The sequence below is a fragment of the Enterobacter sp. Res13-Sevr-PEC09-46 genome, assembly GCF_015672585.1.
In the GTDB taxonomy this organism is placed as follows: domain Bacteria; phylum Pseudomonadota; class Gammaproteobacteria; order Enterobacterales; family Enterobacteriaceae; genus Enterobacter; species Enterobacter hormaechei_C.
Genome location: NZ_JADABR010000005.1, coordinates 432,915 through 454,430, shown reverse-complemented (window position 1 = coordinate 454,430; position 21,516 = coordinate 432,915). Strand labels below are relative to the sequence as shown.

Genomic DNA, 21,516 nt, shown 5'->3' with positions numbered 1-21,516 from the left:
TTAACCCCCTGTGACCGGCGGGAAGAAGGCCACTTCGTCCCCATCGGCCAGCGGGTGGGTCAACTCCACCAGCGTCTGGTTCACGGCGGCCAGCAGTTTGCCTTCGTCCAGCGCCAGCGCCCAGCGGTCGCCTTGCGCCGCCAGATGCGCACGCAGGGCGGCGACATTTTCGAAAGAGCCGTCCAGCGTCAGGCTGTCGGTATTGACCAGCTCACGGACCTGGGCAAAAAAGAGCACCTTAATCATGGCTTTCCACCTTAAAATCACCGGATTTGCCGCCGCTTTTTGCCAGCAGACGCACCGGGCCAATCACCATATCTTTCTGCACCGCTTTACACATGTCGTAGATGGTCAGCGCCGCCACGGAGGCCGCCGTCAACGCCTCCATCTCCACGCCGGTTTTCCCGGTTAAGCGGCACAGGGACTCGATACGCACGCGGTTATGCTCCGGCTGCGCCTGCAAATTTACCTCCACTTTGCTGAGCATCAGCGGATGGCAGAGCGGGATGAGGTCCCAGGTACGTTTAGCGGCCTGAATACCGGCGATGCGGGCGGTGGCAAACACATCACCCTTGTGATGGCTACCGTCGATAATCATCGCCAGCGTCTCCGGCAGCATGGTGACGAACGCTTCAGCACGCGCCTCGCGCACCGTTTCGGCTTTGGCGGAGACATCCACCATATGCGCTTCGCCAGCGGCGTTAATGTGGGTCAGTTGTGACATAGCTTATTTCTTTAAATGGGGATGGAAATTACACGGACGGGTACGGGCATCCAGCTGCGGGGCAATAATGTTTTCCCACGCGGTGCGGCAGGCTTTGGTCGACCCCGGCATGGCGAAGATCAGCGTCTTATTCGCCACCCCCGCGACGGCACGGGACTGAAGCGTAGAGGTGCCAATCTCTTCAAAGGAGAGCATGCGGAACACTTCGCCGAAGCCTTCCACTTCGCGATCGAACAGCGGGAGCAGCGCTTCCGGCGCCTGGTCGCCTGCGGTAAAGCCGGTGCCGCCAGTGATCAGCACAACCTGGACGTCATCACCCGCAATCCACTGTGAGACCTGAGCGCGAATGGCGTAACGGTTTTCTTTGACGATCGCTTTATCAACAATCTGGTGTCCGGCTTCGTGTGCCGCCTCGCGCAGCCAGTGGCCAGAGGTATCATCCTCTTCACCACGACGTTCGGAAACGGTAAGAATAGCAATGCGTGTCGGGATAAATTCCGCGCTTACCTGACTCATCTTCTGGTTCCTTCTAAAGCCTGATTACCCGCCGATATAGGACAGGTTCTGAGTAATGCCGGTGTTGCCCTGATGCAGGAAATGGGTCTGCTTTTTGTGCGTCAGCGCCTCGGAAATACGTGCTTCAAGCGCGTCCTGCTGGGCGTCATCTTCCAGCAAATCGCGCAGATCGACGCCGCCATCCCCGAACAGGCAAAGATGGAGCTTGCCGACGGAGGAGACGCGCAGGCGGTTGCAGCTGGCACAGAAGTCTTTTTCATAGGGCATGATCAGGCCGATTTCGCCTTCATAATCCGGATGACAAAAGACCTGCGCCGGGCCATCGCTGCGCTGGCGGATCTGGTGGATCCAGCCGCGTTTCAGCAGTTCGTCGCGCAGAACCATGCCGGAGATATGATGGCGACGGAACAGCTCACTGCCCTCCCCGGTCTCCATCAGCTCAATAAAACGCAGTTGAATGCGGCGCGGTTTGATCCACGCCAGGAAAGTGTCCAGCTGATGGTGGTTCACATCACGCATCAACACGGTATTGACTTTGACCTTGTCGAAACCGGCGGTGAACGCGGCATCGATGCCGTCCATCACCTGCTGGAACTTATCCTGGCCGGTAATGGCGTGGAACTGACGGGCGTCCAGGCTATCGACGCTGACGTTGATCGCCGTCAGCCCCGCATCGCGCCAGTTCGCCACGTCACGCGCCATGCGGTAACCGTTGGTGGTCACCGCGATCTGGCGGATACGTTCGTTTTCACGCACGGCGGCAATGATGTCAGGGAAATCACGGCGCAGGGAGGGCTCTCCCCCGGTAAGACGCACTTTTTCCGTGCCAAGTTCAGAGAACGCGCGCGTGACGCGGCGTACTTCATCCACGGAGAGAAAGCCATTATTGGTGACGCTGCCCGGCTTGTAGCCATCGGGCAGGCAGTAGGTGCAACGGAAGTTACACACGTCGGTAATCGACAAACGTAAGTAGAAAAACTTACGCGCGAAAGCATCAGTAAGTTGTGAAGCCATGTACACCTTTCCAGATCGGGAGGCACAGTCATTTCTTTCTGTACCCTGGTGGCAAATCCGCCACGGCCAGGGCGCCATATCTCTCGACACAGGCGCCAGGGCTAGAGTGTATGTTTTCAGTTTTGAAAACGGGGTTATGGCGATAGTAGCGTGGAAATCGCCACTTCGCCATTGTCGCTTTTCGCTATATAAATTTATATATAACGATGTTATCGTGCATTTTCACTACAGAATACGCAAAAACAGCGCTTTCGCATTGATATACGTCATTATGGTTTGTGAGAGGCATCGTCTTTTAGGAGTAGTTGCGTTACTGTGACGCAAGCTTAACAGGATAAGGAATAGGTATGCGCAATCGCACTTTTGCGGATCTGGACCGTGTGGTCGCTCTTGGCGGAGGTCACGGTCTGGGACGAGTGATGTCCTCGTTATCGTCACTGGGCTCGCGCCTGACGGGCATCGTGACAACAACGGACAACGGCGGCTCAACCGGGCGGATCCGACGTGCTGAAGGCGGGATAGCCTGGGGTGACATGCGCAATTGCCTCAACCAGCTCATCACGGAGCCAAGCGTGGCCTCGGCAATGTTTGAGTACCGTTTTGGCGGAAATGGTGAACTTTCAGGCCATAACCTTGGAAATCTGATGTTAAAGGCGCTGGATCACCTGAGCGTGCGCCCTCTGGAAGCGATCAATTTAATTCGTAACCTGTTAAAGGTGGATGCATTCCTGATCCCGATGTCTGAACAGCCGGTGGATTTAATGGCGATCGATGCCGACGATCACGAAGTGTATGGTGAAGTGAATATCGACCAGCTTCTTCTTCCGCCAAAAGAGCTGATGACCTACCCCAGCGTACCCGCAACGCGTGAAGCGGTAGAAGCGATTGCCGAGGCCGATCTGATCCTGATTGGGCCGGGAAGTTTTTATACCAGCCTGATGCCGATCCTGCTGGTGAAAGAGCTGGCGCAGGCGCTGCGCAGAACGCCTGCGCCCATGGTCTATATCGGTAATTTAGGCCGCGAACTCAGCCCGGCGGCGGCAAGCCTGTCGCTGGCGGATAAGCTGGACCTGATGGAACAGTACGTTGGTAAGAAAATTATCGATGGTGTCGTGGTCGGGCCGAAAGTGGATGTATCGGGGATTGGCGATCGCGTGGTGGTGCAGGAGCCGCTGGAAGCCAGCGATATTAAATATCGCCACGACCGCCATCTGCTGCGCGAGGCGCTGGAGAAGGCGATTCAGGCATTAGGTTAGGTTCGTTTTGTGCGGCCTGATGCCCTCACCCCGGCCCTCTCCCACAGGGAGAGGGCGAAAACGCCACCGGGCAAAAAACTACGATGCCGCAATAAACTGATCCCGCAGCTGATGCAGCTGATCGCGGATTTGCGCGGCCTCTTCGAACTCCAGGTTCTGCGCATGCTGCATCATCTGCCCTTCCAGCTCGTGGATCTTCTGCTGCAACGCTTTCGGCGTCAGCGCGACGGTATCCTCTTCCACCACTGAACGGGCCTTGCTGCGGCCTTTCGCTTTGGTCTTCGCAATGTTCTGACCCAGCGCCAGGATATCCACCACCTTCTTGTTCAGCCCCTGCGGCGTGATGCCGTGCTCTTCGTTATAGCGCTGCTGCTTCTCGCGACGACGTTCCGTTTCGCCAATCGCTTTGGCCATCGACGGGGTGATTTTATCCCCGTACAGGATCGCCTTCCCGTTGACGTTACGCGCGGCGCGGCCAATGGTCTGGATCAGTGAGCGCTCAGAACGCAGGAAGCCCTCTTTGTCCGCGTCCAGAATCGCCACCAGCGACACCTCCGGCATATCCAGCCCTTCTCGCAGAAGGTTAATCCCTACCAGCACGTCGAACTCGCCCAGACGCAGATCGCGGATGATCTCCATACGCTCCACGGTATCGATATCCGAGTGCAGATACCGCACCTTCTCGCCGTGTTCTTCCAGATACTCCGTCAAATCTTCCGCCATACGTTTGGTGAGCGTGGTAACCAGCACGCGCTCGTTGATGGCGGAACGGGCACGTATTTCCGAGAGCAGATCGTCCACCTGCGTCGCCACCGGACGCACCTCGATAATCGGATCCAGCAGCCCGGTCGGACGCACCACCTGGTCCACCACGTCATCACCGGATTTTTCCAGCTCGTAGTTGCCCGGCGTCGCCGATACGTAGATGGTCTGCGGAGCAAGCGCCTCAAATTCTTCAAACTTCATCGGACGGTTGTCCAGCGCTGACGGCAGTCGGAACCCGTACTCCACCAGCGTCTCTTTACGCGCGCGGTCACCGCGGTACATCCCGCCGATCTGCGGGATCGTAACGTGGGATTCGTCGATCACCAGCAGGCCGTCCGCCGGAAGGTAGTCAAACAGCGTCGGCGGCGCTTCGCCCGGCCCGCGCCCGGAGAGGTAGCGCGAGTAGTTTTCGATGCCGGAGCAGTAGCCCAGCTCGTTCATCATCTCCAGATCGAACTGGGTACGCTGGCTCAGGCGCTGCTCTTCCAGCAGCTTATTGTTCGCCAGCAGCACCTTACGGCGGTCCGCCAGCTCGGTTTTGATCTCTTCCATCGCCTGCACAATACGCTCGCGCGGCGTTACATAGTGCGTTTTCGGGTAGATGGTGAAGCGCTGGATCACCGACTCGACGTGACCGGTCAACGGATCGAACAGCGACAGGCGTTCAACCTCTTCGTCGAACAGCTCCACGCGCAGCGCCATATCGTCCGACTCCGCCGGGAAGATATCAATCACCTCGCCGCGCACGCGGAAGGTCCCGCGCTGGAACGCCTGATCGTTACGGGTGTACTGCAACTCCGCCAGACGGCGCAAAATCGCACGCTGATCGATGATCATCCCCTGCGTCAGGTGCAGCATCATCTTGAGATAGAGATCCGGATCGCCCAGGCCGTAGATCGCCGACACCGAGGCCACCACCACCACATCACGACGCTCCAGCAGCGCCTTGGTCGCCGACAAACGCATCTGCTCGATATGTTCGTTCACCGAGGCATCTTTCTCGATAAACGTGTCGGAGCTGGGAACGTAGGCTTCCGGCTGGTAGTAGTCGTAGTAGGAGACGAAATACTCCACCGCGTTTTCCGGGAAGAACTCTTTCATCTCACCATACAGCTGCGCCGCCAGCGTTTTGTTCGGCGCGAGAACCATCGTCGGACGCTGGAGATCGGCAATGACGTTGGCAATGGTGAAGGTTTTGCCCGAACCGGTAACCCCCAGCAGGGTCTGGTGCGCCAGCCCGTCCTCCAGCCCCTCTTCCAGGCGACGAATAGCCTCGGGCTGATCCCCGGAAGGACGGAAAGCAGAATTCAGTTTAAACGGTTTACTCATGGGCGACGACCTGATGACAGAATAAGCGGCAGGTGAGTAATTTTACTCGTTGTGGCCAGGATTGCCAGTAAAAAACACTGGATGAAAAACCAGTAGCGTGTCAGGATATTTAGCGTAGCGCAGAGAGGATTAGTGCGTTCGCGAGCCAAATTTCGACTGTGACAAAATAAAACACCAGCCTCAGGGGGTTATCCCCAGAACTATTACTTTTTTAACATTTGTCAAGGGCGGTTATGAAAGTTTTATGGCAACAGGTGTCACTGGCGTTGAGGGAATTGCTTTTATCTAATTCGTTAAAAAATAAAGACTAATTTATTAAGCCGCGTTTCGCATCAATTTGGTTGTAACCCGCGTATTCTCTCGCTTATCGCGGGTTTTCTAACTCTAATGCACAAGGTTATCCACAGGAATAGTGGATAACTGCCTCCAGCCCGTACAGCATGCACTCCAGCAAATTCCCGGTTTTTCCCACGAAGCGGCAGTAAAAAATTTTTATCACTCTTTTTTGCCTGGAAAACGTTCATTTTTTCATAAGCGACTGGCGAGATCTTAATCACAATTCTGTCATTTCTCCTGCACCACAATTCGACATACGCAGCACCGGGAGTGTGCAATTCGTATAAACGTTCAGCTTTTGATAGTGAGTTATTCCTAAAAATGGCCTTTTTTTAATCATTATGAAGTTCCTGGCAGGCGTTTTGCAGACATCACTCTGTGCATCACCCCACACATTTTTAAGGAGAGAAAGATGTTGAGTCTGCGTGCTGTAAATCAGTTTTACGGAAGCCAACATACGCTATGGAACGTGAATATCGATTTCCCGCAAGGCATCTGTACGGGCATTGTTGGCCTGCCTGGCATGGGCAAATCCACGCTTATGAACTGCATTACCGGAAAGGTGCCCGTCGAGAGCGGCACCATCATCTGGCATGAGGCTGGCGCGCCGCCGCATAACTTGCTCAACCCTGCGTCAGCATTCCCGGCGCCGCCGACGATAGGCTACGTCCCGCAGGATCGGCGGATATTTTCCCAGCTGACCGTCGATGAAAATCTGCATATCGCTATGCGGGCGACGGGGAAACCCGATCCGGCATCAAAAAGTGACGTGTATGCCCTGTTTCCGGAGCTCTATCCGCTGCGACAGAGCCGTGCCTCTGCGCTGTCCCCTGACGACCAGTATCAGCTGGCCCTCGCCAGTGCGCTGGTTAATCGTCCGCGCGTGTTGATTCTGGATGAGCCCATGCATGGCGCAGGGCACGGTTTCGCGCGCAGGCTGGGGCAGTTGCTGGTGCGGTTGAATCGGGAGCTGGGAATGACGGTGCTGTTAGCGGAGCAACAGCTGTCGTTTATCCGCCGGGTAGCGGAGCGTTTCTGCATGCTCTATCGCGGACGTAACGTGGCACAGGGCCACGTTAACGAGCTGGATGACGACCTTATTGCGCACTGGATGGCGCGGGACATAAGGCGCTGAGGTCGAGATAGCGTCCGGTTTCCGCCTGCTCTGCGCCGTCGGCAAGCCACGGGATCTCGCCGAGAAACGGCGCAGGCAGCACCCGCTTCAGCGTCGCCAGATACTCAGCATGACGTTTACCCGGCGCTACCACGTCATTGGCAATCCACCCTGCCAGACGCAACCCGGCCTGCTGCACGGCCTGGGCGGTCAGCATGGCGTGATTGATACAGCCAAGCTTCACGCCAACCACCAGAATGACCGGAAGCTGCTCGGCCTGCACCCAGTCAGCAAATGTCTGCTCGTCGGACAGCGGGGTAAACCAGCCGCCAGCCCCCTCCACCAGCACCCAGTTGGCCTGCGTTTCCAGGACGCGTAACCCGGAAGAGAGCACCGAAAAATCAATCGGACGATCTTCATCGACGCTGACGATGTGCGGCGAGGTGGGTTCAGCAAAGGTATAGGGGTTCACCGCAGAATAGGCCAGCGTAAGGCTGCTGTTACGCTGTAGCGCCAGCGCATCGGTATTACGTAAGCCTTCCGGCGTCATCTCGCTGCCGGAGGCTACGGGCTTATACCCGGCCGTAGTTTTCCCCAGCAGACGCGCCGCCTGCAACAGCGCGGCGCTGGCAACCGTTTTACCGACTTCAGTGTCCGTGCCGGTAACAAAATAACGTTCAGTCACGTTCAATAATCCCATGAAAAAGATGATAAGAGAGCGGGAACCGGCCCCGCTCCTGCGGCCAGGCCAGCTCGAGACGCTGGAGTTGGCCGCGGGTAAGGGGTTTCTTCTCCCGTCCGGCGTGCAGGTGCGTCGCGCCTATGCCCTTAAGCGATCGCATGGCGCTTAACGCATCGCTAAATTCGAGGGTGACGGTCTGGACCACGCTGCGATAGCGCCAGCCTGCCAGCGCCTGAGTGACCTGTACGTGCGAGAGAAACCGGTTGGCGTGCGGCTGCGCATCCACTGCCCTCCACGCCTGATTCAGCTCTGGCAACGAACTTTCCAGCAGGGTGGTAAAGGCCACCGCTCCGCCGGGCCGCGCCACGCGGTATAGCTCGCGTAGGGCCTGCGGCAGGCTGGCGCACCACTGCACCGCCAGATGACTCCAGACAAGGTCAAACAGCGCATCCTCCAGCGGGATGGCCTCGATATCGGCCACCAGATAACGGTCTGCTGACTGCTGCTGGCGGGCCTCATCCAGCATCTGCGCGGATAAATCCAGCGCCGTGACGTGGCTACCCGTTGCGCGCCAGTAGCGGCTATTGCCGCCAGGCCCGCAGCCAGCGTCGAGCACCTGCGCAAAACGCCCCTCACCGAGCGCGGCCAGCAGCCCGCGGGCGCTCAGGCGTTGCAGCTCATCGTGCTGTGAATAGCTTTGCGCTGCCCGGCCAAACGCGGCGGCAACGGCCTGTTTATTGACGGGAGACATACAGTGCCTCCAGAAGCGTATCGATATCCTGCGGCTCGTGCGCTGCCGTGAGCGTCAGACGCAAGCGCGCGGTGCCTGGCGGCACGGTGGGTGGGCGGATCGCCGTGACCCACTGCCCGCGTTCTCGTAGCGCCTGTGCCAGCATCAGCGCCCGAGGGTTTTCACCCACAATCACGGGCTGAATGGCGCTGTGCGAGTCGGTAAGCCGGTAAGGCAGTGCGCTTACCCCCCGGCGAAAACGCTGAATATGGTCGGCCAGGCGCGCCCGGCGTTCAGCGCCGTCTTCGCCGCGGATCACCGCAAGCGACGCAGAGAGCGCCACGGCCTGCGCCGGGGGCATGCTGGTGCTGTAGATCAGGTGCCGGGCGAACTGCACCAGGTAATCGGCCACCGGCTCGCTGCACAACACCGCGGCGCCGCTGACGCCGAAGCCTTTGCCGAAGGTGACCACCAGCAGTTCCGGCCTGACGCGTTGCTGGTGCGCGCTTCCGCGCCCCTCCTCGCCGGTGACGCCAATGCCGTGGGCATCGTCGACCAGCAGCCAGGCGTTCTGCTGTTTTGCGACGTCATGCAAGGTGGCAAGGGGCGCGCTGTCGCCGTCCATGCTGAATACCCCTTCCGTCACCGCCAGCTGAAGCCCTGAACAGGGTTTACCCAGCAGGACGTTCAGCTGAGAGGCATCGTTATGGGCAAAACGCCGCAGCTGCGCCGGGCTGAGACTGGCCGCTTCAAGCAGGGACGCGTGGCTCAGGCGGTCCGCGATGATGCGGTCGTCTTTGCCCATCAGGGCGGCAATCACCGCCTGATTCGCGGCAAAACCGGAGATAAACAGCAGCGCCCGCGGGTAGCCCAGCCAGTCGGCCAGCTCTTCCTCCAGCGCCTGATGCGCCGTGGTGTAGCCGCTGACGTGCCCGGAGCCACCGCTGCCCACGCCGTAACGATCCGCGCCCTGCTGCCAGGCGCGAACGATCTGCGGGTGCTGGCTCAGGCCCAGATAATCGTTGCTGGAGAAATTACAGAACCGCTCTCCTTCCCGGGAGAGAAAACGGCCTGCACCGTTTTCCACTACCCTGCGCACCCGAAACGCATCCGCCGCCCGCCGCTCGTCGAGCGCGGTCCTGATACGTGCCTGCCAGGTCATACGGCTGCCGCGTTGTAGAACTGGTCGGTGTCGGCGTTAAAAATCTGCTGCTCCAGCTGCTGCTGTTGCTCGTTATCCCCCGCCTGTACCTCGGTCTGGTGTGGGTTCAACCCCAGCTTGCGGAACAGCTGGACATCTTTGTCCTCTTCCGGGTTTGGCGTGGTCAGCAGTTTGCAGCCGTAGAAGATGGAGTTGGCCCCGGCCATGAAGCACATCGCCTGGGTCTGCTCGCTCATCTGCTCGCGACCGGCAGAGAGGCGAACGTAAGAGGTCGGCATCATGATGCGCGCCACCGCGATGGTGCGGATGAAATCGAAGGCATCCACGTCCTCGTTATCCGCCAGCGGCGTCCCTTTTACCTTCACCAGCATGTTGATGGGCACGCTTTCCGGCGGGGTCGGCAGGTTTGCCAGCTGTAACAGCAGGCCGGCACGATCTTTTACCGTCTCTCCCAGTCCCACGATCCCGCCGGAACAGACCTTGATCCCCGCATCACGCACTTTATCCAGCGTGTCCAGACGCTCCTGATAGGTGCGCGTGGTGATGATGTTGCCGTAGAACTCCGGCGAAGTATCGAGGTTGTGGTTGTAGTAATCCAGCCCCGCCGCCGAGAGACGCTGCGCCTGCTCCTCGTTCAGCGTGCCGAGGGTCATGCAGGCTTCAAGCCCCATCTCCTTCACCCCCTTCACCATCTGCTCCAGATAGGGCATGTCGCGGTCATGCGGATTTTTCCACGCCGCGCCCATGCAGAAGCGGGTCGAGCCAGCGTTTTTGGCCTTGCGCGCGGAGTCGAGCACCTGCTCGACTTCCATCAGGCGCTCGGATTCGAGACCGGTTTTATAGCGCGCGCTTTGCGGGCAATATTTGCAGTCTTCCGGGCAAGCCCCGGTTTTGATCGACAGCAGCGTGCTGACCTGAACATGACGCGGATCGAAGTGCTGGCGGTGCACCTGTTGCGCCTCAAACATCAGATCCAGGAAAGGTTTGTTGAATAATTCAGTGACTTGCGACATCGTCCAGCGTGCGTGGTGAGCCATCGGGCTTCTCCAAAGGGTTTTGTTAATTGTCGGTTCGGTTTATACTTGTAAACCTAAAACTTTTCAAAATGGTTTACAAGTCGATTATGACCCAGGACGATCTCGCCTTCGACAAGCAGCATATCTGGCACCCTTACACCTCCACGACCCGCCCCCTTCCCGTCTATCCAGTAGCCTCGGCCCACGGCTGCGAGCTGCATCTTGCCAGCGGCGAGCGGCTTGTTGACGGGATGTCCTCCTGGTGGGCGGCGATCCATGGCTACAACCACCCGCGACTGAACGCGGCGATGAAAGCGCAGATTGACCAGATGTCACACGTGATGTTTGGCGGGATCACGCATCAGCCCGCGGTGGATTTATGCCGTCGCCTGGTAGCGATGACGCCTGAATCGCTGGAGTGCGTTTTCCTGGCCGACTCCGGCTCGGTGGCCGTGGAAGTGGCGATGAAAATGGCGTTGCAGTACTGGCATGCGAAGGGCGAAACGCGCCAGCGGTTCCTTACCTTCCGCAACGGCTATCACGGCGACACTTTCGGCGCGATGTCGGTATGTGATCCGGACAACTCCATGCACAGCCTGTGGAAAGGCTATCTGCCGGAAAACCTGTTTGCGCCAGCCCCGCAGAGCCGCTTCGACGGCGAATGGGACGAGATGGACATGGTGGGCTTCGCGCGGCTGATGGCGGCCCATCGCCACGAGATTGCCGCCGTTATTCTCGAACCGATTGTGCAGGGCGCGGGCGGAATGCGGATGTACCATCCCGAGTGGCTGAAGCGCATTCGGAAGATGTGCGACCGCGAAGGGATCCTGCTGATTGCCGATGAGATCGCCACCGGCTTTGGCCGCACCGGGAAATTGTTCGCCTGCGAGCATGCGGGGATCGCGCCGGATATTCTGTGCCTGGGGAAAGCGCTCACCGGCGGCACCATGACGCTCTCCGCCACGCTTACCACCCGCCAGGTTGCCGATACCATCAGCGACGGCGACGCGGGCTGCTTTATGCACGGCCCGACGTTTATGGGCAACCCGCTGGCCTGCGCCGTGGCAAGCGAAAGCCTCGCCATTCTGGAAAGCGGCGCATGGCAGACGCAGGTGGCGGCGATTGAGGCGCAGCTGAAGCAGCAGTTAAGCGCGGCGGCGGAGGCGGAATACGTCGCGGACGTCCGCGTACTGGGCGCCATCGGGGTAATCGAGACAACGCATCCGGTGAACATGGCCGCGTTGCAGCGCTTCTTCGTTGACCAGGGCGTGTGGGTGCGACCTTTCGGTAAGCTGATTTACCTCATGCCGCCGTACACCATTTCTGCGGATCAGCTCCGCAAGCTGACCGGGGCAGTGGTTGAAGCCGTTAACACTTCAGCGCATTTCGCGATTTAACCCCATGCGTTACACTTTCTGAATGAGTGAGTAACGAGGGAAATCGGATGAAAATCATCAGTAAAGATTTGCGCGACGGCGAAAAGCTGCCGGAACGTCACGTGTTTAACGGGATGGGTTATCAGGGGGATAATATCTCTCCCCATCTGGCGTGGGACGATGTGCCAGCGGGAACCAAAAGTTTTGTCGTGACCTGCTACGATCCGGATGCGCCAACCGGGTCGGGCTGGTGGCACTGGATCGTGGCAAACCTGCCCGCCGACACGCGCGTGCTGCCGCAGGGCTCCGGTTCCGATCTGGTTGCTCTGCCTGACGGTGCGATTCAGACGCGCACTGACTTTGGCAAAGCGGGCTACGGCGGCGCGGCGCCGCCAAAAGGGGAAACGCACCGCTATATCTTCACCGTGCACGCGCTGGATGTGGACAAGATTGAGGTCGACGAAGGGGCGAGCGGTGCGATGGTAGGCTTTAACGTGCATTTCCATTCGCTGGGCAGCGCGTCGATTACGGCGATGTATTCGTAAAAAAAGCCGGGTGGCGGCTACGCCTTACCCGGCCTACATTTCGCACTCGTAGGCCCGGTAAGCGCAGCGCCACCGGGCATAAAATCACAGCACCGAAGGTAACAGCCCCACCAGCCGTCCTTCCTCCAGAAGCTGCATCGCCTTATCAATATCCGGCGCAAAGAAGCGGTCGTCATCGTAGTGCGTAACTTGCTCGCGCAGTTCCTGGCGCGCCTGCTCCAGCAGCGGGCTGGATTTTAGCCCTTCGCGCAAATCAATACCCTGACACGCCGCCAGCCACTCCACCGCCAGCACGCCGCGGGTGTTAGAGGCCATCTCCCAGAGGCGACGCCCGGCAGCCGGGGCCATCGAAACGTGATCTTCCTGGTTGGCTGAGGTTGGCAGGCTGTCCACGCTGTGCGGATGCGACAGGGCTTTGTTCTCGCTTGCCAGTGCCGCGGCGGTGACCTGGGCTATCATGAAGCCCGAGTTCACGCCGCCGTTGCGCACCAGGAATGGCGGCAGCTGGGACATGTGCTTATCCATCATCAGCGCGATTCGACGCTCAGACAACGCCCCGATTTCGGCAATCGCCAGGGCGATATTATCTGCGGCCATCGCCACCGGCTCGGCGTGGAAGTTACCGCCAGAAACCACCTCGTTTTCCTGAGCAAATACCAGTGGGTTATCGGACACCGCATTGGCTTCGACCAGCAGCACTTCTGCCGCCTGGCGCAGCTGCGTCAGGCATGCGCCCATCACCTGCGGCTGGCAGCGCAGGGAATACGGATCCTGCACCTTCTCACAGTTGTGATGCGAATCGGCAATGTCGCTAGTATCGGTAAGTACGAGGCGGTACATGGCGGCGGCATCAATCTGACCGCGCTGGCCGCGCACCTCGTGGATGCGGGCATCGAACGGACGACGCGAGCCGAGCACCGCCTCAGTGGTCAGTGCACCGCACACCACCGCCGAGGCGAACAGATCTTCCGCTTCAAACAGACCGCGCAGCGCGAAAGCGGTCGACGCCTGCGTGCCGTTGAGCAGCGCCAGCCCCTCTTTTGCCGCGAGGGTGATCGGCGTTAAGCCAGCTTTTTTCAGCGCCTCTTTCGCAGGCAGCCACTCCCCTTGCCAGCGCGCCTGGCCTTCACCCAGCAGGAGCAGCGACATATGCGCCAGCGGCGCCAGATCGCCGGAGGCGCCGACGGAGCCCTTCGCCGGGATCCACGGATAAATTTCCGCATTGACCAGCGCCATCAGCGCCTGGATCACGCTCAGACGAATGCCGGAAAACCCACGCGCCAGGCTGTTGATTTTCAACACCATCATCAGGCGGACGATCTCATCGTCCAGCGGCTGGCCAACCCCCGCCGCGTGCGACAGCACCAGCGAACGCTGTAAATTCTCCAGATCGTGCGTGGCGATGCGGGTCTGCGCCAGCAGGCCAAACCCGGTATTGATGCCGTAGGCGGTGCGCCCCTCCGCCACAATCGCCTCCACGCAGGCCACGCTGTCGTTAATGGCACGGTTGGCGCTTTCATCAAGGGAGAGTGTCACCGGCTGACGCCAGACGTGACGCAGCTGTTTGAGCGTCAGCGAGCCGGGAGTAAGTGTTAACGCGTTCATGCAGGCTTTCCTTGTGTGGCGGGGATCATCGGCAGGTTCAGGCCCTGCTCTTTGGCACAATCAATGGCAATCTCGTAACCCGCATCCGCGTGACGCATCACGCCGGTTGCCGGGTCGTTGTGCAGCACGCGAGCGATACGCGCGGCCGCTTCATCAGTTCCGTCACAGACGATGACCATCCCGGAGTGCTGGGAGAAGCCCATCCCGACGCCGCCGCCGTGGTGCAGCGACACCCAGGTCGCGCCGCTGGCGGTGTTCAGCAGGGCATTCAGCAGCGGCCAGTCGGAGACCGCATCCGAGCCGTCGCGCATGGCTTCGGTTTCACGGTTCGGACTGGCGACAGAGCCGGAGTCCAGGTGGTCGCGGCCAATGACGATCGGCGCGGAGACTTCGCCGCTGCGCACCATTTCGTTAAAGGCGAGGCCGAGTTTTTGCCGCCACTCCAGCCCGACCCAGCAGATACGCGCCGGCAGGCCCTGGAAGTTAATGCGTTCGCGCGCCATATCCAGCCAGCGATGCAGGTGTTCGTCGTCGGCGACAATCTCTTTCACTCTGGCGTCGGTTTTGTAGATATCCTCCGGGTCGCCGGACAGGGCAACCCAGCGGAACGGCCCAATGCCGCGGCAGAACAGAGGACGAATATAGGCGGGCACGAAGCCGGGGAAGTCAAAGGCGTTATTCACCCCCATCTCTTTCGCCATCTGGCGGATGTTATTCCCGTAATCAAAGGTCGGAATACCCATCTTACTGAAGGCCAGCATCGCGGAGACGTGTTCCGCCATGGCGCGTTTGGCCGCCAGTACCGTGCCCTCAGGATCGGTTTCCGCTTTTTGCTGATAGTCTTCCCACGTCCAGCCTTTTGGCAGATAGCCGTGGAGCGGATCGTGAGCGCTGGTCTGGTCGGTGACCAGATCCGGACGCACGCCGCGCGCCACCAGTTCCGGCAGAATATCCGCCGCGTTGCCGCACAGGGCAACCGACACGGCTTTGCCTTCAGCGGTGTACTTTTTGATGCGCGCCAGCGCGTCATCGAGGTTGTCGGCCTGCTCATCAACATAGCGGGTACGCAGACGGAAATCGATGCGGCTCTGCTGGCACTCAATGTTCAGGGAGCACGCGCCCGCCAGCGTCGCGGCCAGCGGCTGCGCGCCGCCCATGCCGCCCAGTCCGGCGGTGAGCACCCAGCGGCCTTTCAGTGATCCGTTATAGTGCTGACGGCCCGCTTCCACGAAGGTTTCATACGTGCCCTGCACAATCCCCTGGCTGCCGATGTAGATCCAGCTACCCGCGGTCATCTGGCCGTACATGGCCAGCCCTTTTGCGTCCAGCTCGTTGAAGTGTTCCCACGTCGCCCAGTGCGGCACCAGGTTGGAGTTGGCAATCAGCACGCGGGGCGCATTTTTATGGGTTTTGAATACGCCCACCGGTTTGCCGGATTGCACCAGCAGCGTTTCGTCGTTTTCGAGATTCGTCAAAGACTCGACAATCGCGTCATAGCACGCCCAGTTGCGCGCGGCGCGGCCAATGCCGCCGTAGACCACCAGCTCGTGGGGATTTTCTGCTACCTCAGGATCAAGGTTGTTCATCAACATGCGCAGCGGTGCTTCGGTGAGCCAGCTTTTTGCGGTGAGCGTGGTGCCGCGCGCGGCGCGGACATCCTGCTTGCGGTATTTATCTGACGACATTGTGTGTTCCTCATAAGGGACAGGTGATGCATTTAGATATACTTGTATAGACAAGCACACACAAGGTCGGATTTAACAAAAAAGATACAATTTTGCTATATTGCGTTAGCGATCACGCTTATAAAACTTATGACATAAAGTGGCCCTGCAACCGGTAGCGATTCCCCGGGAATAGCAGCTTCGCATGCGACACAATTTGCGAGGACGACCAGGTACGACGGCGGATCAGCAGACAGGGATCGTGCTCTTTAATACGCAACAGCTCGCACTCCTGCGGCGTGGCGCGCACGGCTTCCACGATATGCTCCCCTTCCGTCAGCGGGGCGACGAGCGAGAGATACGCATGCGGTGTGGTTTGGGTGTAATCCTGGCTCAGGTAATCCGGTATCCGCTCCGCGTTGACGCAGCGATCTTCAATCTGGACCGGAATGTCGTTCTCATAATGCACCATCACCGAATGGAAAATCCGGGTGCCCTCGGTAACGTTCAGCTCGATGGCTTGTTCGGCGCTGGCCTGCGTCTCTTCAAGCACCAGCACCTCGCAGTGGTGCTGATGGTTGCGGGCGGCAATTTCATCGGCAATGCTGCGGATTTCAAACAGCGCCGACTGTCCTTTTGGCTCGGCGACAAAGGTTCCGACACCCTGCAAACGCACCAGCAACCCTTCATCGGTCAGTTCACGCAATGCGCGGTTGATGGTCATTCGGCTAAAGCCAAACTGCGCCACCAGCTCGGCCTCGGACGGAATGCGGTCGTGCGGGCGCCAGACGCCGGCGGCGATTTTTTCGCTGATCGCCTGCTTCACCTTTTCGTAAAAAGGCGCGGGAGGGCTCGGCTGCGGCAGGGGCGAGCGTGAAAACATCATGACTCCTTGAATGTTGTTATGCCCACCAGTGAGCAATTTGCCAGGCCAGTCGGGCGGCGAGCTTAGCGCCCTGACCGTCCCGATCGTAGTGCGGATTAAATTCCACCAGATCCGCCGCCTGTAGTTTACCGCTTCGGCAGATACGCTCAATAACCGGGAACAGATCCAGCGCCGGGATCCCCAACGCCGCAGGGGCGGACACGGCGGGCATTTCTGCGGCAGGCAGCACATCGAGGTCAACGGTGAGATAAACCCGGTCTGCCTGCGCAAGCACGCTATCCAGCGCGGATAGCGCATCCCGGCGAAAATCGAGATCTTCAACCAGCGTCACGTTCAACCGCTCAGCTTCCTCCCACAGCGCCTGAGTATTCGCCGCACGGCTTACCCCCAGGCAGGCGTAGTGAAACACCCGCGACTGAGACGCGCAGTAGTGCGCCAGCTGGCGGAACGGCGTGCCGGACGTTGCCCGTTCGGCCTTGCGTAAATCGAGGTGCGCATCCAGGTTGATCACCGCAAGGCGATCGTTCGGAAAGGCGTCCAGCACGCCGCGCCCGTGCGCCCAGGCGGTTTCATGTCCACCACCGAAAACCAGAGTACGCATCCCGGATTGCTGGCACGCGGTTATGGCCTCGCTCAGCGCCTGCTGTGCCGCCTCCAGCGCGTGGCCTTCAACATAAATAGCGCCCATATCCACGAGGCGCGCATGCCCCTGATGGCTCGCCATATTCGCCAGCGCGCCACGCAACACATCGGGCGCCTGTGCAGCACCGGGCCTGCCCTGGTTACGCTTAACCCCTTCATCACATTCAAAGCCCAGCAGGGCGATGCCTGACGGCGCGGGAGAAAAGTGTTCGCGCTGCTGTATGGTCTGGAAGAGACGTTTCGCGGTGCTGGACTCGGCGCTGTCGTCACGACCCTGCCAGACCTGCGGAGAGACGGGATGCCACAGTTTCATGCTACCTGCCCCCGAAACACGCGTTGATACAAAGGATTCCGCCCCGGCTCGTAAACCATCTCAACCGGATGATTCGCCTCCCAGACGACGAAATCAGCCACATAACCGGGCTTTAACTGCCCGTGCGTCGCACCACGTCCTAGCGCCTGCGCCGCATGCCGCGTCACGCCAGCCCAGGCCTCTTCCGGCGTGAGGCCAAACTGGACGCAGGCCATGTTCATTGCCAGATGCAGGCTGGCAAACGGGCTGGTGCCCGGATTGTAGTCGGTAGCCACCGCCATCGGCACGCCCTGCTCTCTCAACTGCGCCACCGGTGGACGCTGGCGCTCCTGAAGAAAATAGAACGCGCCGGGGAGCAATACCGCCACCGTGCCGCTTTGCGCCATCGCCTGAATACCTTCATCATCAAGATACTCAATATGATCGGCCGACAGCCCTTTATACTGGCTGACCAGCGCCGCGCCGCCGAGATTCGACAGTTGTTCTACATGCCCTTTTACCGGGATCCCGAGCGCGGCGGCGGCCCGGAACAGGCGCTCGGTTTGCGCCGGGGTAAAGCCGACGTTTTCACAAAACACGTCCACCGCTTCAAATAACTCTTTTTGCCACAGCGTGGGCATGATCTGCTCACAGACCAGCGCCAGATAGGCATCCGGATCCTGTCGGTACTCGGCAGGAACGGCGTGCGCGGCCAGCAGCGTCGGGCTGATATCGACCAGATTATTCAGGCTGAGCTGGCGGGCAACCAGCAGCATTTTCTCTTCGGCTTCGGCATTCAGTCCGTATCCCGATTTGATTTCAACGGTCGTTACGCCTTCATTCATCAGCCGCTGGAGTCGCTGCTGCGCCACCGTCAGGAGCGTTTCCGGCGAACTGTTGCGGGTGGCCGTGACCGTGGCGTTAATTCCGCCGCCCTGCGCGCTAATGGTCTGATATGACACGCCGTTAAGCCGTTGCTCCCATTCCGCTGCGCGATCGCCGCCGAACACCAGATGGGTGTGGCAATCGATCAGGCCGGGGGTAACCAGACGCCCGTCGAGATCGACACACTGACGATGCCCGGAGGGGATCCCGGATTCAGGAATAATGGCCAGAATCGTCTGGCCGCGCACAACGATGGCATGTTGTTCTCTCAGGCCGTAGGGCTCCGCCTCACCTGTCGCCAGGGTTGCCAGTCGCGCATTTCGCCATATCACATCATCGGGATGAAGCTGCTGCATGTGCCTTCCGCTTGTCATGGGTTGTATAGACATTTATTTTCATCTGCCGCCTGCTGTCAACCGCATTGGGGGAAAATGTTATTTATTTGTGATGACTTTCCCGTCGCCTGCGGGCAAAAATGCAACTTTTCCGGTTTTTATCTTCCCGTTTCGCTCAACTTAGTATAAAAAAGCAGGCTATTTCGTCTATCCAGATAAGACTTGCATACCCAGGAGCATTACCTTGAATATTTCCAGGATTTCCCGTCTGGCGTTGGCACTCGCCTTTGGCGTGACTTTATCCGCTTGCAGTTCAACACCACCGGATCAGCAACCTTCTGAGCAGGTTGCTCCGGGCACCGCTTCCCGTCCGATCCTGTCAGCGGCTGAAGCGAAGAACTTCACCCGTGCGCACTATTTCTCGGCGATGGATCCCAATGCAGCCCCGTGGACGCCTTCTTCTATTAACCTGCCGAAACAGCCAGACTTCGTTGTCGGCCCGGCCGGGGCAGAGGGCGTTACACACACCTCTATTCAGGCAGCCGTTGATGCCGCAATCACCAAACACAGCGCATCTCGTCAGTACATTGCCATCCTGCCGGGTGAATACGAAGGAACCGTTTATGTTCCGGCGGCACCGGGAAGCATTACGCTTTACGGCCTGGGCGAAAAAGCGGTCGACGTAAAAATTGGCCTGGCGATTGATTCAGAGATCGACAGCACCACCTGGCGCCATCTGGTGAACCCGGCCGGTAAATACATGCCAGGTAAACCGGCGTGGTATATGTTTGATAACTGCCAGCGCAAGCGTGCCGCCACCATTGGCGTGATGTGTTCGGCGGTATTCTGGTCACAGAACAATGGCCTGCAATTGCAGAACCTGACCATTCAGAACACCCTGGGCGACAGCGTTGACGCAGGTAATCATCAGGCCGTGGCGCTGCGTAGCGATGGCGACAAGGTACAGATTAACAACGTCAATATCCTGGGCCGCCAGAACACCTTCTTCGTGACCAACAGCGGCGTGCAGAATACCCTTCAGAACAACCGTCTGACGCGTACTCTGGTCACCAACAGCTACATTGAAGGCGACGTGGATATGGTCTCTGGCCGCGGCGCGGTGGTATTTGATAACACCGACTTCCGCGTGGTGAATTCACGTACGCAGCAGGAAGGTTACGTCTTTGCCCCGGCCACGCAGTCTAACCTGTTCTATGGCTTCCTGGCCGTGAATAGCCGCTTTACTGCTGCTGGCGATGGCGTGGCGCAGCTTGGTCGCTCTCTGGACGTGGACTCCGCCACTAACGGCCAGGTCGTGATCCGCGACAGCGTGATTAACGAAGGCTTTAACATGGCGAAACCGTGGGCGGATGCGGCGATCTCGAAACGTCCTTTCTCCGGCAACACCGGCACGGTGGATGATAAAGACAACGTGCAGCGTAACCTGAATGACGCTAACTTTAACCGCATGTGGGAATATAACAACCGCGGTCTGGGTAGCAAAGTGGTTGCTGAGCCGAAGCAGTAAAATGCCTGCTGCCGGGTGGCGGCTGCGCCTTACCCGGCCTACCTCATGCATTAACCGCGCATAAAAAAACCTCGCATTTGCGAGGTTTTTTTTCGTCTACGGATCAATGAGCGTTAATCACAACCCACATCGGCCCTTGTCCGACCGCATAGCGTCCTTTCTCTTCCAGTAGACCCTGCACGCCCTGGATTTCATAGAGCGCAATGTGGTGGGATTTCTGCCCCGCCGCAATCAGGTATTTGCCGCTGTGATCGACATTAAAGCCGCGCGGCTGGGTTTCTGTCGGCTGGAAGCCTTCAACTGCCAGGACGCTGCCGTCTTCAGAGACGCTGAAGATGGTGATCAGACTGGAGGTACGGTCACAGGCATACAGGTGACGGCCATCCGGCGTAATGTGAATGTCTGCCGCCCAGCGTGTGTCGGAGAAATCAGATGGCATCATGTCCAGCGTCTGTACGCACTCGATCTGTCCGTTAGGATCGTTCAGCTCCCACACGTCTACCGAGCTGTTCAGCTCGTTAACGACATAGGCATACTGCTGATTCGGGTGGAAGACCATGTGGCGCGGGCCTGCGCCTTCCACGGTGGTGACTTCCGCCGGGCTCTGCGCGACCAGATGGCCGTCATCGCTCAGGGTGAACAGGCAGATGCGGTCCTGCTTAAGCGCTGGCACCCACAGCGTGCGGTTATCCGGCGAAATGTTGGCGGAGTGGCAACCTTCTAGCCCTTCTACCACGTCGACGGTTTCAACGGGAATACCGTCTTCCAGGCGGGTGACGCTCACGCAGCCTGCATTGTAGGAGCCGCTGAAGATAAAGTTGCCTTTATGGTCAGTGGAAATATGGGTCGGGCTGCCCGGCAGCGGGGCTTCTGCGGTATAGGTCAGCGCGCCGTCATCCGGGGAGATACGGTATGCCAGTACGCGGAATTCCGGGCGTACGCCGACATAAAGAAAACGTTTATCCGGGCTGACGACCATCGGCTGCACCTGGCCTGGCGCATCAACAACCTGAACCAGCGTAAGCGAACCTTCTGTATTCAAACGCCAGACATGGATCTGCTGACTTTCAGGACTGGCGGTATAAACGGTTTGTTTCATGAATACTCCTGATTA

20 protein-coding genes and 1 riboswitch are annotated in these 21,516 nt (G+C 59.0%); of the genes, 5 read left to right on the top strand and 15 right to left on the bottom strand.

Annotated features, from left to right (window positions below):
- The 4 genes from moaD to moaA all read right to left on the bottom strand — a co-directional run bounded on the left by moaD (nucleotide 1) and on the right by moaA (nucleotide 2,254).
- Nucleotides 1-246: a molybdopterin synthase sulfur carrier subunit gene (gene moaD / locus IMQ56_RS03440; RefSeq protein WP_003858510.1), complete on the bottom strand. Its 246-nt coding sequence runs from the start codon at nucleotides 244-246 to the stop codon at nucleotides 1-3.
- Nucleotides 239-724: a cyclic pyranopterin monophosphate synthase MoaC gene (moaC, locus tag IMQ56_RS03435; RefSeq protein WP_006809528.1), complete on the bottom strand. Its 486-nt coding sequence runs from the start codon at nucleotides 722-724 to the stop codon at nucleotides 239-241. Before moaC ends, moaD begins: the two co-directional genes overlap by 8 nt.
- A 3-nt stretch (nucleotides 725-727) precedes the next feature.
- Nucleotides 728-1,240: a molybdenum cofactor biosynthesis protein B gene (moaB, locus tag IMQ56_RS03430; RefSeq protein ID WP_015571084.1), complete on the bottom strand. Its 513-nt coding sequence runs from the start codon at nucleotides 1,238-1,240 to the stop codon at nucleotides 728-730.
- A gap of 24 nt (nucleotides 1,241-1,264) precedes the next feature.
- On the bottom strand, nucleotides 1,265-2,254 hold the full coding sequence (gene moaA / locus IMQ56_RS03425) for a GTP 3',8-cyclase MoaA (protein WP_017384935.1): 990 nt from the start codon (nucleotides 2,252-2,254) through the stop codon (nucleotides 1,265-1,267).
- Nucleotides 2,242-2,375, bottom strand: a riboswitch (molybdenum cofactor riboswitch). Its footprint overlaps the gene before it by 13 nt.
- 226 nt (nucleotides 2,376-2,601) lie before the next feature.
- Between moaA and yvcK the strand changes: the two genes are divergently transcribed.
- Nucleotides 2,602-3,510 carry a uridine diphosphate-N-acetylglucosamine-binding protein YvcK gene (yvcK, locus tag IMQ56_RS03420; RefSeq protein WP_017384936.1) on the top strand — a complete coding sequence of 303 codons (909 nt, stop codon included), beginning with the start codon at nucleotides 2,602-2,604 and terminating at the stop codon, nucleotides 3,508-3,510.
- Nucleotides 3,511-3,588: 78 nt separating this feature from the next.
- On the opposite strand, the gene uvrB is transcribed toward yvcK, so the two are convergent.
- On the bottom strand, nucleotides 3,589-5,604 hold the full coding sequence (gene uvrB, locus IMQ56_RS03415; RefSeq protein WP_196063718.1) for an excinuclease ABC subunit UvrB: 2,016 nt from the start codon (nucleotides 5,602-5,604) through the stop codon (nucleotides 3,589-3,591).
- A 748-nt stretch (nucleotides 5,605-6,352) separates the two neighbouring features.
- Here uvrB and IMQ56_RS03410 point away from each other — a divergent pair.
- Entirely contained in the window at nucleotides 6,353-7,075 is a 723-nt protein-coding gene (locus tag IMQ56_RS03410; protein ID WP_017694112.1) for an ATP-binding cassette domain-containing protein, read from the top strand.
- On the opposite strand, the gene bioD is transcribed toward IMQ56_RS03410, so the two are convergent.
- The 4 genes from bioD to bioB are packed head-to-tail and all read right to left on the bottom strand — an operon-like array spanning nucleotide 7,038 to nucleotide 10,665.
- Nucleotides 7,038-7,739, bottom strand: a complete 702-nt coding sequence (gene bioD / locus IMQ56_RS03405; protein WP_026094362.1) for a dethiobiotin synthase — start codon at nucleotides 7,737-7,739, stop codon at nucleotides 7,038-7,040. The genes IMQ56_RS03410 and bioD overlap by 38 nt on opposite strands.
- Nucleotides 7,732-8,487, bottom strand: a complete 756-nt coding sequence (gene bioC / locus IMQ56_RS03400) for a malonyl-ACP O-methyltransferase BioC (protein ID WP_017694114.1) — start codon at nucleotides 8,485-8,487, stop codon at nucleotides 7,732-7,734. The genes bioD and bioC overlap by 8 nt, the downstream gene beginning before the upstream one ends.
- Complete coding sequence (gene bioF / locus IMQ56_RS03395; RefSeq protein WP_040117397.1) at nucleotides 8,471-9,628, bottom strand: 8-amino-7-oxononanoate synthase; 1,158 nt, start codon at nucleotides 9,626-9,628, stop codon at nucleotides 8,471-8,473. Before bioF ends, bioC begins: the two co-directional genes overlap by 17 nt.
- Nucleotides 9,625-10,665, bottom strand: coding sequence for a biotin synthase BioB (gene bioB / locus IMQ56_RS03390; RefSeq protein ID WP_196063719.1), 1,041 nt, complete (start codon nucleotides 10,663-10,665; stop codon nucleotides 9,625-9,627). Before bioB ends, bioF begins: the two co-directional genes overlap by 4 nt.
- 68 nt (nucleotides 10,666-10,733) lie before the next feature.
- Between bioB and bioA the strand changes: the two genes are divergently transcribed.
- Together bioA and IMQ56_RS03380 are read left to right on the top strand one after the other, a co-directional pair.
- On the top strand, nucleotides 10,734-12,041 hold the full coding sequence (bioA, locus tag IMQ56_RS03385) for an adenosylmethionine--8-amino-7-oxononanoate transaminase (RefSeq protein WP_047063393.1): 1,308 nt from the start codon (nucleotides 10,734-10,736) through the stop codon (nucleotides 12,039-12,041).
- Nucleotides 12,042-12,088: 47 nt separating this feature from the next.
- Nucleotides 12,089-12,565, top strand: a complete 477-nt coding sequence (locus IMQ56_RS03380; protein ID WP_003858531.1) for a kinase inhibitor — start codon at nucleotides 12,089-12,091, stop codon at nucleotides 12,563-12,565.
- An 84-nt stretch (nucleotides 12,566-12,649) separates the two neighbouring features.
- On the opposite strand, the gene hutH is transcribed toward IMQ56_RS03380, so the two are convergent.
- From hutH to hutI, 5 genes are all read right to left on the bottom strand, one after another.
- Nucleotides 12,650-14,170 (bottom strand): histidine ammonia-lyase, encoded by a 1,521-nt coding sequence (hutH, locus tag IMQ56_RS03375; protein ID WP_196063720.1) that lies wholly within the window; start codon nucleotides 14,168-14,170, stop codon nucleotides 12,650-12,652.
- On the bottom strand, nucleotides 14,167-15,855 hold the full coding sequence (gene hutU / locus IMQ56_RS03370; protein WP_003858533.1) for a urocanate hydratase: 1,689 nt from the start codon (nucleotides 15,853-15,855) through the stop codon (nucleotides 14,167-14,169). Before hutU ends, hutH begins: the two co-directional genes overlap by 4 nt.
- 127 nt (nucleotides 15,856-15,982) lie before the next feature.
- Nucleotides 15,983-16,717, bottom strand: coding sequence for a histidine utilization repressor (locus tag IMQ56_RS03365; protein ID WP_017384945.1), 735 nt, complete (start codon nucleotides 16,715-16,717; stop codon nucleotides 15,983-15,985).
- 19 nt (nucleotides 16,718-16,736) lie between these two features.
- The gene (hutG, locus tag IMQ56_RS03360) at nucleotides 16,737-17,675 is read right to left on the bottom strand and encodes a formimidoylglutamase (protein ID WP_015571092.1); all 939 of its coding nucleotides are present in this window, start codon (nucleotides 17,673-17,675) and stop codon (nucleotides 16,737-16,739) included.
- Nucleotides 17,672-18,895: an imidazolonepropionase gene (hutI, locus tag IMQ56_RS03355; protein ID WP_196063721.1), complete on the bottom strand. Its 1,224-nt coding sequence runs from the start codon at nucleotides 18,893-18,895 to the stop codon at nucleotides 17,672-17,674. Before hutI ends, hutG begins: the two co-directional genes overlap by 4 nt.
- A gap of 223 nt (nucleotides 18,896-19,118) precedes the next feature.
- Here hutI and IMQ56_RS03350 point away from each other — a divergent pair, with 223 nt between their 5' ends.
- Nucleotides 19,119-20,402, top strand: coding sequence for a putative acyl-CoA thioester hydrolase (locus IMQ56_RS03350; protein ID WP_017384948.1), 1,284 nt, complete (start codon nucleotides 19,119-19,121; stop codon nucleotides 20,400-20,402).
- 103 nt (nucleotides 20,403-20,505) lie between these two features.
- Here IMQ56_RS03350 and pgl read toward each other — a convergent pair whose 3' ends face one another.
- Nucleotides 20,506-21,501: a 6-phosphogluconolactonase gene (pgl, locus tag IMQ56_RS03345; RefSeq protein WP_196063722.1), complete on the bottom strand. Its 996-nt coding sequence runs from the start codon at nucleotides 21,499-21,501 to the stop codon at nucleotides 20,506-20,508.
- Nucleotides 21,502-21,516 lie beyond the last annotated feature (15 nt).

Bases quoted from the DNA above. Each gene is read 5' to 3' on its own strand.
- bioF (WP_040117397.1), bottom strand. From the start codon at position 9,628: ATGACCTGGCAGGCACGTATCAGGACCGCGCTCGACGAGCGGCGGGCG.
- pgl (WP_196063722.1), bottom strand. From the start codon at position 21,501: ATGAAACAAACCGTTTATACCGCCAGTCCTGAAAGTCAGCAGATCCAT.
- moaB (WP_015571084.1), bottom strand. From the start codon at position 1,240: ATGAGTCAGGTAAGCGCGGAATTTATCCCGACACGCATTGCTATTCTT.
- hutU (WP_003858533.1), bottom strand. From the start codon at position 15,855: ATGTCGTCAGATAAATACCGCAAGCAGGATGTCCGCGCCGCGCGCGGC.
- IMQ56_RS03365 (WP_017384945.1), bottom strand. From the start codon at position 16,717: ATGTTTTCACGCTCGCCCCTGCCGCAGCCGAGCCCTCCCGCGCCTTTT.
- moaD (WP_003858510.1), bottom strand. From the start codon at position 246: ATGATTAAGGTGCTCTTTTTTGCCCAGGTCCGTGAGCTGGTCAATACC.
- moaA (WP_017384935.1), bottom strand. From the start codon at position 2,254: ATGGCTTCACAACTTACTGATGCTTTCGCGCGTAAGTTTTTCTACTTA.
- IMQ56_RS03410 (WP_017694112.1), top strand. From the start codon at position 6,353: ATGTTGAGTCTGCGTGCTGTAAATCAGTTTTACGGAAGCCAACATACG.
- bioA (WP_047063393.1), top strand. From the start codon at position 10,734: ATGGTTTACAAGTCGATTATGACCCAGGACGATCTCGCCTTCGACAAG.
- hutH (WP_196063720.1), bottom strand. From the start codon at position 14,170: ATGAACGCGTTAACACTTACTCCCGGCTCGCTGACGCTCAAACAGCTG.
- bioB (WP_196063719.1), bottom strand. From the start codon at position 10,665: ATGGCTCACCACGCACGCTGGACGATGTCGCAAGTCACTGAATTATTC.
- bioC (WP_017694114.1), bottom strand. From the start codon at position 8,487: ATGTCTCCCGTCAATAAACAGGCCGTTGCCGCCGCGTTTGGCCGGGCA.
- yvcK (WP_017384936.1), top strand. From the start codon at position 2,602: ATGCGCAATCGCACTTTTGCGGATCTGGACCGTGTGGTCGCTCTTGGC.
- uvrB (WP_196063718.1), bottom strand. From the start codon at position 5,604: ATGAGTAAACCGTTTAAACTGAATTCTGCTTTCCGTCCTTCCGGGGAT.
- hutG (WP_015571092.1), bottom strand. From the start codon at position 17,675: ATGAAACTGTGGCATCCCGTCTCTCCGCAGGTCTGGCAGGGTCGTGAC.
- moaC (WP_006809528.1), bottom strand. From the start codon at position 724: ATGTCACAACTGACCCACATTAACGCCGCTGGCGAAGCGCATATGGTG.
- hutI (WP_196063721.1), bottom strand. From the start codon at position 18,895: ATGCAGCAGCTTCATCCCGATGATGTGATATGGCGAAATGCGCGACTG.
- IMQ56_RS03380 (WP_003858531.1), top strand. From the start codon at position 12,089: ATGAAAATCATCAGTAAAGATTTGCGCGACGGCGAAAAGCTGCCGGAA.